The organism is Chitinasiproducens palmae, assembly GCF_900095735.1.
GTDB classification, from domain to species: Bacteria; Pseudomonadota; Gammaproteobacteria; order Burkholderiales; family Burkholderiaceae; genus Chitinasiproducens; species Chitinasiproducens palmae.
Genome location: NZ_FNLO01000007.1, coordinates 35,992 through 51,610 on the forward strand (window position 1 = coordinate 35,992; position 15,619 = coordinate 51,610).

A 15,619-nucleotide genomic window follows, 5' to 3' on the forward strand; every position below is an offset into this window, starting at 1 on the left:
ACCATTAGTCAAGTCCGCCGCTTGATATGAAAAAAGAGCTGTTTCCGATACTCAGTTCACTCCATCGGGACGGGCTGGCGGGTCAATGTTGTCAAAGGTAAAGCGCGTAATACCTTCGCTGTCGATATCGAGCGCCCGGGTGTTGGCATCGGTAACGAAATTGTGACGGTAATTGCCCCAGTTCACCTCGCCGATTGGAAAACTCATGCAGCCGCCACGCGCGTGCCCCGCGGCCAACGCAGCTGCAACAGCGGTTCCGCAATCGACGCCGTCGCCGGTGACGCCCCACCATCTTGCCAGACGTGGGCCCGAGTACCGACGATGCCACAGACGGTTGAGGGAATCGCGTACAAATTCCGCGCCGTCGTCGGTCGTCGTTCCGGTGTCGGTATCGTCGCGAATGAAGTTACCGGATTTTCCACCGGGAGGGGAACCGGCGGCCTTGTCTGCGACGTGCGCCGACATTGCGCTTCCATCATACGCCCGCAGGGCGGCGATCGAATCAAGCTCAACACCTTCAATGGTAGCAGCGGCGGCAAACGTATCGGTCGCACTCAAGGCGTCGCTCCGCTGTTGATCGGCTTGCATGTCGAACGAACGGCTCGCCGTGGCTGTGCCGACGTCAGGAGCCGGCGACGGTTCTGGCGTGTTCAGGCCTGCACTGTCAGAAAGTGAGCGAGAGAGACTGTCGACCATCCGTTCGGGGGTAATCGGCGCTCCGCTCGCGGTCGCCCGTCTATCGTCTAGTCGGTTCGCTACCGCGTCGCCATTAGCGTCGAGCGAGCCGATCACTTCTTCGGGGACCACCTGATGCTGCTGAACCATGGTTATCAGACGAGCGAGTAGCGCCCGCTGAGCGCCTGCGCTCCGTTGAGAACCGGAAGGATGTGGCGGCTCAATGGAGAGCGCCGCGAGCTTGACTACGATTTGGTGGCTTGAATCGTAGACAGCGGCAGTTGTAAGACTGCCGCCCAACGGCGTGCCCGCTCCGGAAACGGTGTAATCAGCATCCAGCACAAGATTATTTATCGTGCCGGCGTTAACCGTTGCAATGAGCAAATCGGCGTCGTTGGCGAAGTAAAAGGGAATCGGGAATGTTTGCGTGTGACCGTCACCGCTGTATGCGACTTCCGACAGAGGACTTTCAGAGTTCATGATCAAACCTCGTAGATGAGGCCTCTATCTTCGCTTGGGGAGGACGCAGGATTGTGCGGAAAACGCATAGTACTGGCCACGACATCTAAGGCATCCGTAGCCAGGGGTCCTCGCCGCTTTTCAATAACGCGGCTCCTCTTTCGCTTAAACATCGTGCTGGCAGTCCATTATTCGAATGTCGAAGTGCAGTGCAAGGCATCTCGGTCGATGGCGATTCATGCAGGTCGCCGTTACGGTTCAATGATTCTTGAGCGCGCCGTCCGATAAGAGAGTCACTTCGAAATGCGTTGCCAACGACAATGGCGCCTCCACTGCTGCTGTGTACGGCGAGAGCGAGTCATGCTTCGGCAAGTGATCTCGTCGACATGTGGGTGACAGCGATCGGGAAGATCTGCAGACCGGCTCACGGTTGCATTCGTTTTCTGCGCGCATCAGTGAAAGCATCGATCGGCAAGTCTGGCAGCGGTCGGAAAAGCGCCTCGAGTGTGGCAAGGGAGTTAGCGCTCATATCGCAATGCAACTTGCGAACACGCCGTTCGCAGTAGCCATCAATGTGAGCCGGACGCGTGGGTGCATCCGTTCGATTTGCGCCAGTCCTGTCGCACCACAGATTTAACAGCAGCTCACCACGCCAATGACTGGGCTGAGGGTGGACGCCACTTGCGTAGGCCCTCAATGTGCTCTCGCTGATCAAACCGTGCAGCGCTCGTAAAATATCGACTCGCTGCATCCCTTGTCGATGAAGATCGCTGACAATCTTGCCCCAGTCGTAGTCGCAGATTTTCATGGGCGGATAGCTATGGATTGACTGTGTGAGATTTGAATGAAGGTGGCAGTCGAAGTCGTGAAAGTAGATTCCGAATCCAGCGGTCCAAAGGCTGGTGATGCAATGCAACGGTCGAGCGCTGAGACGGACAGATATTTGTGCGCCAGCCGCCCCGCGTAAGGCCCTAGCAGGTCCTGTGATGCAGAGCTTTCTCGAAGAAAGCGGTGAGTTAGCTCATAGCGGAACATCCCCGGGGTGCGCTTATCGAATGCAACGGCGCTCAACGCTGACGTTCTTGAGAGCAAGACGGTGCCGAGCGGCAGCGCTCGGGCAGGTTTCCGGAATAAGCGGCGCGGTGACGAGCCGGTCAACCGTCATGGCGTTCGCTGCTCGAAGATGACTCCCCGGGTGCGCTAGGTGGGCGGCTAAGCGTTTGAATCGTTTTCGCGACGACTACGGTGTTCGGATCCACCGCGAAACGGGTAATGGCCTGTGCCTGGACTGCGGCGTCCCGGGTCATGCCGAACCAGAATGCGAGTGTCTGCTTCAGTTCATTGAACCAGTAGCCAATGATTGTGCCGATGGTGAGGCTGGCCGTGGCATCACGCAGCAGACCATCGGCCCGACCCGAGAAAACATAGATGATGATCGAAAGGGCGCCGAGCAGGAGCGTTGCAGTGATGCCGGGGCGTACCCAGTCTGTCGGTTGACTCGCCGACTCGTCGGATGCGCGGGGGGGGTCTCCCGAGCTGGCGGCGTACGCAGGCGATTGCGTTTGTAGAGATTTTTGCGCCGCCATCACCGCGAGCCGCTGCAATTCCGCGCGAGCATTGGTTTGCAACTCGACAAGCCTGCCTGCAATCTCAGAATCGTCCAGAAGCGCGTTCGATACGTCCTCTGGCGTTGCGTTGGCGCCGAGCACAGCGGCGATCAGCTTGCCCACCGCCGTAGCGGCCGGGCCTCGAAGCAGGCTGCCGAGGAATGGCGCGGCCGTCTCCACAGAATGCGCAATGTCCTTCCACTCCATCAGGCCCCCGTGCGCATCAAGTTGGCCAGGCGCTCGGCGCGAGAGCCGACTTGCGAGGCCCACTTCGAGTCGAGCATGCCCATGGCGGCAGCCGAATAGTCGCCGCGTTGAATGGCTGCGATCGTGTTGGCGAAGCTGAGCAAGCCGCGTCCGGGCGCATCGGCGCCCATATTGAAAGCCATGTTGACGACGACTCGCTGGCGCACCGCGTCGAGGGTTCGCCACCATGGCAGATGACGGTCGAGCGCCGTCTCCGTGCGCGCAATGTCGTTCGTCAGGAGGAAAGCGACTTCGTCTGAGCTGAGACCGACGTCGTCGAGATTCCGGCCGACGCCGATCGAAAGTTTGCCCAAGGAATCCTTGTAGGGCTTGAGGCGTACTCCCTCGTCACGTTTCAGTTCGGCTTGCAGCGTCGCTTTATCGTAGCTGGTCATGGCGGGTGGTCTTTGTTGATGTTGAACCGGCGCTCGCTCGCGAGGCGGCTGGTCAATATGGTCAATCGGGGAAGCAAACACGTCGCGCGCTTGGTCATGTGGTAAGGGTGCGATGGACCTGTATCGGCCGCATGCGGTGTCTCGTCAGAGCGAGATGAGGGGCGGCGTGCCAGAGGGCCGGCGATGACGTTTGCTGGAGGTGAGGCAGCACCATGGCGTCGACGCTTTTGTCATTCGCGATCGGACGAACGTGTTTGCCGTGTGATGGCAGGGTGTACAGCGAATGGATATAGCGATCACGCGTCCAAATGCTGCATAGCCGGCTATTTCGGTCAGCTCGCCCGTATCCGTCGGGTCGGGCATTACATCGTGGATAGCGAGTGATGCTCCGACCGCGTCTCTCCGGTCGTCGGCTGGGCGAGCGTACGGATTCAGCGCAACGTAGAGGCCTTTGACGCCGCAGTAACTGGTCGCTAACGGCAGCGCGGAAGGATCAAGCGGCGGCGTGAGCCGTTCAGTTCGGTCGTCCGCCCGCGTCGTTCACGAGGACGTGGCAGTATCGGATTAGCCGTGCCTTTCAGTCGGTCCGGTGGCTGACTTGCGCATACTCGTCAACCTGGTCCGTTGGGCTTCGTCGTGTGGACGCGTGCGGTAAGGCGTACCGATTTCGCGCCTGCCGTAGCGTCGAGCGGCGGGCACGTTCCATCGCGGTGGCGCGTGCTGATTTATTGAGAAAAGTGGTTTCGCACGCTACCGTCACAGCGACGCGAGGCGAGCGGCCAGCGCCTGCGAGATTTGCTCGGTCGATTTCTTGATGTTCCACATCTCGCGCACACCGCCCTTACACGCGACGCCATTATTCCGATTCCCGTAGGCGAGACACAATAGGTCGAGCGGCAGCGTCGTGTAGTCCAGCAGTTGCTCGGATGCGGTAGTCAAGTACGTCGCCGGCTGGCTCCCGACGAACATCTTGTTGGTTCCCGCCGAGATATTCCCGTGACAGACCATTGCGCGGAAATCGACGTAGTCGTTGGTGGCGGTCTGTACCGCATTCGTCGTTGTCGTCGGACGCAGTAGCGCGACCTGTCGGCTCAAGCCCGAATCGTTGTTCTGGGCAATCAAATACGCGGGCTGGGTCGTGATCGTGCTGGATAGCGATGCTGGGATCGCTGCACAGCAGCTGATGGCCCGGTCATCGCCGGCTTCCGTGTACATCGCTGCGCCGAGACAGAACTCGTTGGCTGTTGCCAGATACGCACTGGCCTGCGATTTTAGCCACCCTGACGTTGCGCTGTTACCCACATTGCGCATGATTGGGAAGGAGAAGGAGGTCCTGTCGAGCTGGGGAGACAGATAAGCGCCATACCGCACCAAATCGTTCCCGTCGAGCGAGTACACCCTCAAGATGGAAGTTCCATCCGTATCCAACTTGATGCCCCACGCCGCGCTTGCGGCAAAGGTATCAAGAATCGATAGCCCTTGGGCATGTACCCAGCCAATTGCCGCATCGAGCGCGGCCTGGTTGATTATCGTGCCGCCGTCAGCGAGAACGCGCTTCTTGAAATAATCGGGATCTGCGTCAATGAGGTTCTCCAGGGCGTAAGGACCTGTATAGTTCGCATCGGAAACGATTCGAATCGTCATGGGATTACCCCTTGATGGCAGGAATGTTGACGGTCGTCAGAGTGATGCTTGCGCCGTAGAGAATGTCGCCCGGTGCAGTTTCACGAGCGACCGCGATTGTGTTTTCGTCCATCATGTCGAGAGAAGAGTAGCCGGCCTCATCATTTGCGCTTTCATTGAGCGCAGTGCTGTAGTCCCAGGTGGCGAGACCGTCGTATGAGACCCGCAGATACGGATTACTGCGCTTGCCCCCGGTGGAATTGAGGTTGCTGAAGATTAGCTTTGCCGGTGCGCTCAGATGAGAAGCGGCTTGCAACAGGTCACCGTTCACGCCTGGATCTGGAATGGACGAGCGCGAGTTCGTTACGTTCATGAATGAGATTCCTCCGTCGCGGCTCGCGTAAACGGATTTGACAGTGGCGCTTGCAGTGCGGACGGTAGCGTAGACCGTGCCGTCAATATCCTCTGCAATCGCGGTTTCGTTCGAGGTTGCCGGGATGGACGCGCCGACGTTCCACGTTGCACCGTTGTCGTCCGAGTAGCCGGTGAAGAAAACGGTAGGAGTCACGGAGTAAAGCGGTACAAGAATGCGCCCCTTATGTGTATATCGAAGTTGGATGGCTTTCGGTCCGGAGCCCGGTACGAAGTAGGCTCCAAAGCGCGCGAATTCCGTCATCGGACGCGGAGACGACCACGTGCTTCCGTCGTCATCCGAGTAGATCAGATATGTTTGTTGACGGCCTGGCTGGGACGGGTCGACCGCATTTGTGCTGTAAAACAGCAGAACCCGGCCAGCGTTATTGCCGGATGGGATCCTGATGCAGGAAATATTGCCTGAGCCGGCGGGATAACCGTTGCTCTGTGCTACGGTCCCGGTGTTGTCCACGACGACGCGTTCATTCGCGACCGTCCAGGTGCCGGCATCGGCATCCAACTCGGCGTCGACAGCCACGACGACCGCACCGATGTAGTCGCCCCCTGCAACGCCGGAAAAAGGGTTGGGATTAGGAAGTCGGCACGCGAGTAATAGTGCCCGTGTCGCCGAGAGGCCAACAAGACATGGGCAGCGATAGCCGTAACCGCGCGCCGAGCTCGACAGCAGCGCGACGGAATCGACTTTTTTCCGGGCCGATATGAGACTCGCATCCAGCGTCTTCGCAAAAAGTCTCTGTTGAGCGACGTTCGCAGCCTTGATCGCGGCCGGGCCCGACGCTTCCAGCGCGCCCTGCAAATCAGGAACACCGGCGAACGTGACACGCCCCGTCGGTGCGATGCCTCCCAGGTTGAATCCGTCAGCCGACCAAAACGTGATGCCGCGCTCTTCGTCAAGAGAAAGTGGTGAGACGATATCGGAAGCAGCAACGCCTTTCGCAAGCGCTGCTTGTACGTTCGAATAGCCGGGAATGGTGAACCTTCCGTCCTCTGCGAACGAAGAGTAGACCATGCCGTTCACCGACGACATCTCAATGTAGCCGCGCGTTTCGGTCAGCGTCACAGCGCTGGCATTGATCAACGTCTTGCCAGTGGCAACGCCGGCACCATCCTTGTTGCGATACAGGTCGATCGCGCCGAGACTGGCACTGGAGATTACGCCGAAGACCTGTCCGGCTGCTGTGTTGGCGATGCCAGTTGCAACGTCTGCCCAAACGTTCTTGGCAAGCAGTGTGTCGAGGTACGACTCGTTCGCCGACGTTGCGTATGAACGCGCGTCCTCGACTGCGGTGTTAATGAACGCAACCTGCTCTGCACTCAACCTCAACGGCAATCCAGCAGGCCAGAGTCCGCCCGCTTTCGGACCGAATAAGAGGCCAGCCTGCGGATCGATCGCAACCTGCCCATCCAGTCCCGTGGCGGAAGAGGGCGTGCCATTGACCAACACGAGCCCGCCACCTTGTTCCGCAAAATAACGCAGGAGATCTGCAAGCGTCAGCGATACTTCGCCTGTGCCCATGTCCGCGTAAAGCATTCCGCCCGAGATTAAATCGCCGGCTCGGTCAAAGTCCCGCAAACGAACGTTCTCTGCCATGATGTCTCCAAAAGACAAGCCGCCCACCGGCGGTTTCAGCGTGGTTAGTGAGAGGCCTACAACCTGCGACCATGGCGGCCGATACGGTCCAGCGGAGGTACGCTCGCGTCACAGACAAAGTCGGCCGCAGTCTCGCCGCGAGGTGCGGGTGGATTCAGGATTGACCCGTGATGTTTATCTCGAATCGTTGCTGGTGACGGCCGAACTAAAACTGCTGCATCGAAGGTTCGCGACTGCGCGTTTCCGTCAGCACCGACCGCGGGGTGATGCGCCTCTGGCAACGTGGGCGTGTACCGGTTTAGGTCGACGAATTCGTCAGCCCGGCGTAGCAAGCTTATCGACCAGACGGCATCACACCGCCTTTACGTGAAGCTAGCGCGTGGAAGCGGAAGGCCGAATCGATGACCATCGGACATTACAACGCACCTTACGCCGGGCCTTGCGCGGGTGGCTCCGTCTCTTTGCGGCGACCGAATGTGAAATAACGTTCGCCCGCGTATGCAGCCGCCGCGGTTGCAAGATAACTTGCCATCAGATTCTGGTCTGCGCCTGCACTCGCCCAGAAAGCGGAAAAGCCGAAAAACATGGCTTGCGCGAATCCCTGGACGATGACGAGGCGGCGCCGGGCATTTCCCTGCCCCCAGTCGGCCAGCACAGGCAAAGAGGAAGCGGCCCACCCGGCCGACGCAATCAGCGCGACCCATGCATATTTGACAAAACGATCGCTGGCCGTTTCGACCGGAACCACCACTACCGATGCTGCCCATGCCGCAGACATCAGGGCGAGGCATGACACTGACAGGTTAAGGAAGACGCGAGGCCGAGAGAGCATTCCATTTTCCAGTGTAGAAATACACACGGCTGTTCTCCCACAGGAAGTACACGGCCATACCGAGATGCAACGGCACCAGCATCGTCATCGACTTGAATGCGGCAAGTGAGGTCGTCAACAGGTAATAGAGCGCAATCCCCCACAGCACCAACGCAGCCGCCGATGACGCTTTGCGAAAGCCGGAGGCAATGCGAATCGCTTGGTCGTCCCACTTGCGGCCCCAGACAAATTCGACCGCCGCGCATTGCAGCATGAAGACGCCGACAAGCAGGAACGAATAGCCCCAGATGTCGTCGATGCCAAGGTGTTCAAGCACCTGATGCAGGACGCCCGACCCATCGCTACCGCCGACCTGGCCGCTGTAGCCAAGCGCGATCATCTGCCAACCCATGTAGATTTCAGCTAGCAACGTGTGTCGGGCGGCGAGCCGGCCGGGGCGCGGTGGGTGGTATGCGTGGAAGTCACGGGTTTGACTGGCCATAGTCTTCGAACCGGTTACAGAGACCGCATGCGCGACAGAAGAGCGAGTGCGATCGATTCGCTGGAGCGTCGGATCAACCACTGTTCTCGACAAGCGCCTTTTGTGGCTAACGCGTAATCGGCCGTGCCGTTGTTGTAAGCGAGGCAGAACATGTTGAACCGCTTCTTGCGGAAGTCGTACAGGCCCGCCGCGCCATTCGACGTAGCGTATGGGCCGTCCGTCCCGGCCCAGTACTTCATCGTGCTGGTCTTGTAATTCACATGCGTGACTTGAGGCATGTAGTCGGCGTACTTCGCATTGTTCAACTGGACCGCGCCCGTACCCGCGGCATTGTTTATTCCCGCGGCTGCATAAGTGTGTGCGACGTCGTTGTTGTACACAGCGAGCGAAAGCGGCACACCGGTGATGACTGTTGACGAGCCCGCTACGAGCGCCGGACCACAGCCCATCGGAAAGTTGTCGCCTGCTTCGGTCGCCTGCATCGCCGCAAAGGTAAAGTCGTTATCGCTGACCAGGCTGGCCAGCGTTTGCGAGACGAGCAAGCCGCTCGCGGTGGTGCCGGCAGCTGCCGCTCTACGGCGCAGGACCGGAAAATCACCGCTGGTATCTAGCACCGGCAGATTACCCGTCGTCACTTTCGGGATAAAGTCGTTGCCGTCGAGAGAGTAGACCTTGACGAGCGTGCCATCGTCATTCTTCTTCACACCCCACGCGGCACTGACCGCCCAGCAATCAAAGATACTGAGTTTGAGCGCATGCAACCACGACAGCGCCGCGTCGAGCGCGGCCTGGTCGACGATCATGCCGCCATCGGCCAGCACTCTCTTCTTGTAATAATTGGGGTCGATATCGGCGATATTGGTCAGTGAGTACTTGCCATCTTCGTACGAAGCGTTTGACGTAATTTGGATCGTCATGTTGTTTGGCCTTTAATGTCCGCAATGTTCAGCTTCGTCAATACGATCGTGCTGCCGTAAGTGCCGCCAGGGGTACTTTCGCGGGCAAGGACGAAGGTGTTTTCGTCGAGCATGTCGAGCGAGGAGTAGCCGGCGTAAGCCGTCGGGTCATCGTTGAGATGCAGCGCATAGGGCCAGCTCGCTCCCCCGTCATACGAAACGCGCACCACGGGATTCGCGCGGTTGTGGTTGATGGCGTCGAGATTGCTCAGAATCAGTTTGGCCGGGGCGTCGAGATATGCGGCTGCCTGCAGCAGATCTCCGTTAATGGCGGGGTCCGCTACCGTTTGTCGGTCGGACGCGAGCGTCCAGGAAAGGCCGCCATCGTCGCTCACCATGACGTAGCGTAGGGTCGCGCTGCTCCCGCGTATCGACATATAGAGCTTGCCGTCAATGTCTTCGGCGATCGCTGCCTCGGTTGCGACGTATTGCGAAGGGCCCGAGACATGCCAGGTGTCGCCGCCGTCATCCGAATAACCAGCGAACGCTCGAAACTGACCGTTGACCGGACCGTAAAGCGGCACCAAGATCCGCCCCGCGACCGGTCCGAACCGCGTCTGTATCGCTTTGGGACCGGACGCAGGAACAACCTCGTGGTCATAAGCCTGGAATTCGGTCAGGAGCCGCGGATCAGACCAGCTTGCGCCTTGATCGTCGGAATACATCATGTACGTCGTCTGCGTATTTGCATTCGACGGATCGTCCTTGTTTGTCGCGTAAAACAGCAGCAGGCGTCCGGCATGCGCGCCCGACGGTATCAAGATGGCTGACATGTTCGACGCGCCGGCCGGCATGCCGTCCGCAGAGACAAAGCCGCTGTTGTCGATCAGTACACGCTCATCGCCGCGCTCATCGGTTCTGAACGCCCAGGAGCCGTCAGCGTTCATATTGGCCTCAAGCATCACGACCTTTGCCCCGATGAAATCCCCGCCTTTATCCGAGCCGTAATATGGATTCGGATTCGGGAGGCGGCCCGCAAACAGAAGCACACGCGTGCGCGAGAGCCTGACTACAACCGGGCAACGGTAGCCGTAGCCGCGGTCAGCGTTGCACTCAAGGGCGACGGCGTCGTTACGGCAGGCAGTCAGCGGTAGCGACGCGTCGAGCGTCTTTGCGAAGGTGCGTTGCTGCGCCACCGCCCTGGCAATGACCGCGGCCGGCCCTGCGCTCTCGAGAGCTGCTTGCAGGCTCTGCACACCCGCGAATGAGGCGGTGCCGTCCGGCGCGAAGCGTGCCAACTCAAAACCGTCGGACGAGAGAACCTGAATCCCGCGTTCGCTGGCGAGAACGGCTGGCGCGACCAGCGCGGCCGCCGACTCGCCTTTGGCAAGCGATGCCTGGACGTCGTCATATCCGGCGATAACGAATGTGCCGTCGGACTTGAATGCGGAATAAAGCTGGCTATCGACGATGGAAACTTCGAGGTAGCCATCGATCTGCGTGGTCGTGACGGCGGTTTGGTCTGCCAGTGCCTTGGCGGTCTTATTGGCCTTTGCGCCATCTACATTTTCGTAGATGTCAATCGACGCGCCTGGCGTCGTCGACAGCACTCCAAACAACTGTCCGGCGCTCGTCTTCTTCAACCCTTCGTCCACGCTGCTGAACGCGCCGTTCTGTCCGAGCACCAGAAGATACGTAGCGCGGGCAGCGTCGGCGGCCGACGAGGCGATGTCTCTGGCATCGTTGATCGCCGAGATCTGATCCGTGCTCAACTTCAGCGCCATGCCGGCGGGCCAGGCACCTGCCGTTTTCGGGCCGTAGAACATTCCGGCTTTCGGATCGAACGCGACCTGCCCGTCGAGCCCCATTGCGGCGGACGGGGCGCCGCTCGACAGCAGCACTCCGCCGCCATTCGCCGCCAGGTAGCGCAGTAGATCCGCCAGCGTCAATGCGACCTCGCCCGCACCCATGTCCGCATATAGCTTGCCGGCCGCCACTGGGGCGCCGGCAGGATCGAAGTCGCGCAAGCGAACGTTGTCTGCCATGGTTTTTCCAAAAAGAAAGCCGCTCGAAGGCGGCCTTGCTGAGTCAGTCGGCGCGATCAAACGCCCGGTGTGAACATGTATGACAAGCTGTTGCCGGTGTTCAGCCAGCTTCCGGGGGCGCCATTGCTTTGCACCGCGCCGCGGATACTGACCGTTTCACCTGCGCTCACCTTTTTGGTGACGCTGTTCGTCATCGGGAAAAGCGTCTGATCGCTGCTCGACGACAGCCCGCTGACGCTGCCTTTGATCTCGATGTAATTCTGGATGCTGCCTGGCTGCTGCGACGAGAAGTTCGTGGATTGCGTCGCCAGCACGTAGCCGCTGCACGGTGCCTTGAACGTGAGGGTTCGTTCGAAGGCGGTCACGGCGCCGGAGGTCGGAATGCCCTGGTAGTAGACAGTGTCCGCTTTGGCCGATGCGAGGGCGAGGACTGTCTGGACGACCGCGTTTCGGAAGTTGCTCTCGAGCGTGGCGACATCGCCGTTGTCGAGCGCATCGATGCCGCGCGTGGCCATGAACTGTCCGATGGTGGCGGCGATTGTCGTGCCCTGTCGCAGGGCCTTGTTCACCTGGTCGGAACGGGCGGTGCCCGATGTGAAGCCGGTCGACAGTGCGGGCAGGGCTTCGTATTGAGCCTGCGTGGTCACATTGGCGCCAGCGCCAGCAGCGAACGGTTTGAATTGATTGGTTGCCATGTCTTAAGGCGCTCCTACGAGTTTTTCGGGCCAGGCGCCGACGTCGAAGCCAGCGATGTATTGATTTTGCGCATCGAAGCCGAACACTGGGCCCCCTTGCAGGCTGGTGCGGTAGTAGCCGTTCACCGACACGGCTTCGGGCTTCAGCGCGATGCGTCCAGATGAGAGAAGTGCTTGCACGACAGGAGACGGGATGTTTCCGGACATCACGAACGACACGCTCATGTCGTCGTGGTCCTCGATCATCACGTAAGTGCCGTGGTCCACCCCGATCACAAGCTGTCGATTGCTGCCCCCATGTGAGGCAACGACAGGATCGCCGGCGTCCGTCACGACCGGTCTCGCATAGGCTCGCCCGTCGTTGTTGAAGACGACGTCCAGCACGCGAATCGCGTCCGGCAGCGTGCCATCCCACGCGTTGGCGCCGATCTTCGCTCGGATAACGATGCGGTATTCGTCGTCCTCGAGCGAGACAATGCCCGCGCTCGGGTCGTACGGTCCGATCCACACACCCTGATCGAGGCCGATGACCGGGTCGTCCAACGCGAAGTAGACGCCCTGCAGCGGGGTGGACAACCTGCGTTCAATGCCTGCCCACGCGCCTATGGCGTCAAGCTGGGCACCTTTGGCGATCTCCAGATCGAACGCGTCGCGAACATCGAGTAGCGCCTGCCGAGCGTCCATCAACGGTGTGCACAAGGCGGCCACGACCGCAGAAAAACGCGGCTTGTCGGCATGCTCGGACGTAATAAGATTGGTGTATTCGGAAGCGTCGGCCATGTCAGGAGGCGATTAACAGAGTCACATCGTCGGCACCGCACGCGGCAGCTTCGTTAAATGCGATTGCTACGTCCGAACCGGATTGGGTCGAGACAGTGCGCCCGAGGGTCAGTCCAGTGACCTCGTAAGTCTGGCCATCAGCGGCGCCACTCAGATTCGCCGGCACGAAGAGCCGCGTTTGCATCACCTTCTGACCGATGCCGAGCGCGTTGATGTGCTGGGCGATCGCTGCCTTGACTTCTTCGCCAATCAGCGCGGTGTAGCCGGTGAGGGGCGTCAGGGTAACGGTGACCGCGATATTGACGATAGTGGGCCGATAAAAGCGGATCTTGTGGGCGATGCCATAGCTGTCTTTGACCGTCACGATGGTCGTTCCAGCTGTTCCCGCACCCAGCGACTTCTTCGCCTCGATCGCGGACGCGACCGCCACTGCATCGCCGCCCTCGACGACGAGCGCCAGCGAATGCGACGGGATGCCATTCTCATCCGTTTCCGCGGTGTCGTTCTCGTAGGCCCGGTATCGGGTGACGCCGTCGATGGTCGCGACGGCGCCGATGATGCCTTCGAGCACGGTGCGCGACGGAAGGGCGACGGAGATGGCTTGCCGAGCGCGCAATGCGGCGTCGGTCTCCACGGGCGCGCCTTCGGCCGCTGCGCTGGCATTCGTCACCGACTGCCAGCCGCGTGTCGGCGTGGCGATCTTGTTCACCGAACCTGCGCTGGCGGAGACTGCGCCCGGCGTCTGCGCCGTTGCGGTGACGACGACTTGACCCGAACTTGGAATGGCGACGAGCGCCGGCAGCGACCACCGGCCGCCGGCGGCGTCTTCCACCACGCCCGACGAAATTATCGTTCCAGCTTGGCCGACGAGGGTCAGGTCGACGCTCGATGCGCTGGCTGCCGCACGCGCGATGCCGTTCAGGCGCACGTTGGCAGACAGTGCCGCGCCGGTCGCCGTGGCTGGAGAGAACGAGCGGTACACCGCCACGGCCGTGGCATTTGCGTCATGGATGGCGCGCGCGAAGATCGCAAGCAACTGACCGTCCTGGCTATCCGCCGCCAGGTAGACGTCATCGCCATAAATGCCTCGGTAGGCTGTCTTCAAAAAGTCGAGTACGTCGCCGTACGACGGCGCTCTGATGCCAGTCGCGTCGATTGTCGGTGCGGTCGTGATAATCGCCATCAGATGGTTTCCTGCAGCGTCGTTGCGCCATAAATCGTGTCGATCTGTACGGAGACCGTCAGGCGCCGCGCGTCGCGGTCCACCGTACTGCTGTAGCTCTCGATGCTGTTCACGCCGTCCGTCGACAAGATCCGGTTGCGGATGGCCGAGTCATAGACCGCCGAGGTATATTTCCCAAGGACGTCGGTGTGCCACGGCGTCCCCTCCGTGATGTCGAGAAACCACTCGCCGGTCAGCAACGCCAGACGAGTTCGAACCGCCTGCGCAATGCCGTCGACCTGGTCTCTGTAGAAGTCGGCTTGTTGCCCGCCGAACACGTAGTCGCCGTTTGCGTCCAATTTTCGATATCGCATGTATTGCACTCGTAGCAGGGGATGTCATCGACGCATCGCGTGACCGACGAAACCGCGACGCCGGCTTTCGAGGGCCGAGTCCATCGCGCGCTCGTTGGCCGTAACGACTCGCGCAGACTCGCCGCCGACGACCGAGGCCGCAGCTGGCGCCTTGCGCTGCATGACGCCTGATGCGTCGATGGCAGGTCGGTCATCGACGTGCGGTCGAGGCCGGCATCAAAGAACTGTTTGTGACGGCGAGATGGAGGCCGGCAGCGGTCGACGTGCGCCGCGCTGACATAGGGGGCGTCGTGCTTCGCAGCGTCGCCGGATAGCATTCGGTCGCGCGAAGTTCTCGGCATGGACGTGTACAGCGAGGACCGCCTGCGTCCGCTTTCTAGCGACGAGACGGATGGCGGGGCGACGCCCGGTTTGAAGCGTTTCAACCTCGTCGTGACGCCTTGCCATGCCTAGCCACGCCTTACCGCGCCTTGCCGCGCCTCGTGGGCGCTACGTCACCGCGCCGGAAGTGCCATCACCCGGTTCCACGCCGCTATGCCGGTGGCTGTCGTCTACGCGCTTGCCGTTTGCGATAATTTGCCCCACAACGTTGACGATCCCGGTGATGGTTGCAGTCGCGTGACTGCCACCACTACCCGCCAGACCGGCCGCGTAGGTGAGCAGACCTTGGACGACGGTTTCACCTGTGAAGACGCTGGTTGGAGCGTCGACCTCGAAGCCGCCCGGCGCGACGACGCGCACCGCCTTCGTAGACGGATTCAACTCGATGAACGTCGAACCGTCGTCGCTGCGCAACTGAGTGCATGTTGCGCTGAGACCGGGCAGGGCGCGTGGGACCGACCGGATACCTGGAATGGCAAAACCGTCGGAAAGGTCGTGCATTCGATACTCGACCTGTTCTTCGATGCCTCCGCCTTGCCACCACGCGTCGATACAACGCGACGAAAACACCATCAGCGCCTCGTCACCCGGACCAAGTGGAAACGTCAGCGTGCAGTTTCCGCCGGCCGGGAACTGCACCGGACAGTTGGTCAGGAGCGGCAGGTCAACACTTGCGACTTCGCCAGTCTCGTCGCGAAACCGGGCGCGGACCGATGGCTGTATCGTCGCAGTCTGGGTTGTTGGGTCGAAGGACTGCACCACACCCGGGAAGGCTGTCCAGATTCTGGCTTGAGCACCGTCGCTGGCCGCCTGTAGCGCCTCGATCAAATCGTCTTGTCGTTCTCGTGGATCCATTACTTGCTACTCGTAGCATATTGCGATAGGACATGGATTCGTCACACTGCTGCCGAGCGCGCCCGCGTGAATATTGCGGGCTTCGCG

Annotated in this window: 15 protein-coding genes; all 15 read right to left on the minus strand. The window is 60.5% G+C overall.

From position 1 onward, the window contains the following. Nucleotides 1-51: 51 nt before the first annotated feature. Nucleotides 52-1,155: a hypothetical protein gene (locus tag BLU54_RS23285; RefSeq protein WP_139169671.1), complete on the minus strand. Its 1,104-nt coding sequence runs from the start codon at nt 1,153-1,155 to the stop codon at nt 52-54. A 403-nt stretch (nt 1,156-1,558) separates the two neighbouring features. Further along, nucleotides 1,559-1,942, minus strand: a complete 384-nt coding sequence (locus BLU54_RS23990) for a hypothetical protein (protein WP_211435348.1) — start codon at nt 1,940-1,942, stop codon at nt 1,559-1,561. Between the two features lie 346 nt (nt 1,943-2,288). Next, nucleotides 2,289-2,948, minus strand: coding sequence for a hypothetical protein (locus tag BLU54_RS12505; RefSeq protein ID WP_091908662.1), 660 nt, complete (start codon nt 2,946-2,948; stop codon nt 2,289-2,291). Then, on the minus strand, nt 2,948-3,382 hold the full coding sequence (locus BLU54_RS12510; protein WP_091908665.1) for a glycoside hydrolase family protein: 435 nt from the start codon (nt 3,380-3,382) through the stop codon (nt 2,948-2,950). The genes BLU54_RS12505 and BLU54_RS12510 overlap by 1 nt, the downstream gene beginning before the upstream one ends. Before the next feature lie 756 nt (nt 3,383-4,138). Then, nucleotides 4,139-5,026 (minus strand): hypothetical protein, encoded by an 888-nt coding sequence (locus BLU54_RS12515; protein WP_091908668.1) that lies wholly within the window; start codon nt 5,024-5,026, stop codon nt 4,139-4,141. A 4-nt stretch (nt 5,027-5,030) separates the two neighbouring features. After that, a complete protein-coding gene (locus BLU54_RS12520) occupies nt 5,031-7,031 on the minus strand; it encodes an exo-alpha-sialidase (RefSeq protein ID WP_091908671.1) in 2,001 nt (666 codons plus the stop codon). Between the two features lie 427 nt (nt 7,032-7,458). After that, entirely contained in the window at nt 7,459-7,890 is a 432-nt protein-coding gene (locus BLU54_RS12525) for a hypothetical protein (RefSeq protein WP_211435349.1), read from the minus strand. Beyond that, nucleotides 7,835-8,344 (minus strand): hypothetical protein, encoded by a 510-nt coding sequence (locus tag BLU54_RS12530; protein WP_139169675.1) that lies wholly within the window; start codon nt 8,342-8,344, stop codon nt 7,835-7,837. Before BLU54_RS12530 ends, BLU54_RS12525 begins: the two co-directional genes overlap by 56 nt. Before the next feature lie 14 nt (nt 8,345-8,358). Beyond that, nucleotides 8,359-9,261 carry a hypothetical protein gene (locus tag BLU54_RS12535; protein ID WP_091908680.1) on the minus strand — a complete coding sequence of 301 codons (903 nt, stop codon included), beginning with the start codon at nt 9,259-9,261 and terminating at the stop codon, nt 8,359-8,361. Further along, the gene (locus tag BLU54_RS12540) at nt 9,258-11,285 is read right to left on the minus strand and encodes an exo-alpha-sialidase (RefSeq protein WP_091908683.1); all 2,028 of its coding nucleotides are present in this window, start codon (nt 11,283-11,285) and stop codon (nt 9,258-9,260) included. The genes BLU54_RS12535 and BLU54_RS12540 overlap by 4 nt, the downstream gene beginning before the upstream one ends. A gap of 56 nt (nt 11,286-11,341) precedes the next feature. Further along, nucleotides 11,342-11,980: a hypothetical protein gene (locus BLU54_RS12545; RefSeq protein WP_091908686.1), complete on the minus strand. Its 639-nt coding sequence runs from the start codon at nt 11,978-11,980 to the stop codon at nt 11,342-11,344. 3 nt (nt 11,981-11,983) lie between these two features. Then, entirely contained in the window at nt 11,984-12,760 is a 777-nt protein-coding gene (locus BLU54_RS12550) for a baseplate wedge 1 family protein (protein WP_091908689.1), read from the minus strand. Between the two features lies 1 nt (nt 12,761). Next, the gene (locus BLU54_RS12555; RefSeq protein ID WP_328586124.1) at nt 12,762-13,688 is read right to left on the minus strand and encodes a baseplate J/gp47 family protein; all 927 of its coding nucleotides are present in this window, start codon (nt 13,686-13,688) and stop codon (nt 12,762-12,764) included. A gap of 254 nt (nt 13,689-13,942) precedes the next feature. Beyond that, a complete protein-coding gene (locus BLU54_RS12560) occupies nt 13,943-14,296 on the minus strand; it encodes a hypothetical protein (protein WP_091908695.1) in 354 nt (117 codons plus the stop codon). Nucleotides 14,297-14,785: 489 nt separating this feature from the next. Further along, a complete protein-coding gene (locus tag BLU54_RS12565) occupies nt 14,786-15,532 on the minus strand; it encodes a phage baseplate assembly protein V (protein WP_091908698.1) in 747 nt (248 codons plus the stop codon). Nucleotides 15,533-15,619 lie beyond the last annotated feature (87 nt).

What these genes read in the sequence shown, in the direction of transcription:
- BLU54_RS23285 (WP_139169671.1), bottom strand. Translation starts at nt 1,155, where the DNA reads ATGAACTCTGAAAGTCCTCTGTCGGAAGTCGCATACAGCGGTGACGGT.
- BLU54_RS23990 (WP_211435348.1), bottom strand. Translation starts at nt 1,942, where the DNA reads ATGAAAATCTGCGACTACGACTGGGGCAAGATTGTCAGCGATCTTCAT.
- BLU54_RS12505 (WP_091908662.1), bottom strand. Translation starts at nt 2,948, where the DNA reads ATGGAGTGGAAGGACATTGCGCATTCTGTGGAGACGGCCGCGCCATTC.
- BLU54_RS12510 (WP_091908665.1), bottom strand. Translation starts at nt 3,382, where the DNA reads ATGACCAGCTACGATAAAGCGACGCTGCAAGCCGAACTGAAACGTGAC.
- BLU54_RS12515 (WP_091908668.1), bottom strand. Translation starts at nt 5,026, where the DNA reads ATGACGATTCGAATCGTTTCCGATGCGAACTATACAGGTCCTTACGCC.
- BLU54_RS12520 (WP_091908671.1), bottom strand. Translation starts at nt 7,031, where the DNA reads ATGGCAGAGAACGTTCGTTTGCGGGACTTTGACCGAGCCGGCGATTTA.
- BLU54_RS12530 (WP_139169675.1), bottom strand. Translation starts at nt 8,344, where the DNA reads ATGGCCAGTCAAACCCGTGACTTCCACGCATACCACCCACCGCGCCCC.
- BLU54_RS12535 (WP_091908680.1), bottom strand. Translation starts at nt 9,261, where the DNA reads ATGACGATCCAAATTACGTCAAACGCTTCGTACGAAGATGGCAAGTAC.
- BLU54_RS12540 (WP_091908683.1), bottom strand. Translation starts at nt 11,285, where the DNA reads ATGGCAGACAACGTTCGCTTGCGCGACTTCGATCCTGCCGGCGCCCCA.
- BLU54_RS12545 (WP_091908686.1), bottom strand. Translation starts at nt 11,980, where the DNA reads ATGGCAACCAATCAATTCAAACCGTTCGCTGCTGGCGCTGGCGCCAAT.
- BLU54_RS12550 (WP_091908689.1), bottom strand. Translation starts at nt 12,760, where the DNA reads ATGGCCGACGCTTCCGAATACACCAATCTTATTACGTCCGAGCATGCC.
- BLU54_RS12560 (WP_091908695.1), bottom strand. Translation starts at nt 14,296, where the DNA reads ATGCGATATCGAAAATTGGACGCAAACGGCGACTACGTGTTCGGCGGG.
- BLU54_RS12565 (WP_091908698.1), bottom strand. Translation starts at nt 15,532, where the DNA reads ATGGATCCACGAGAACGACAAGACGATTTGATCGAGGCGCTACAGGCG.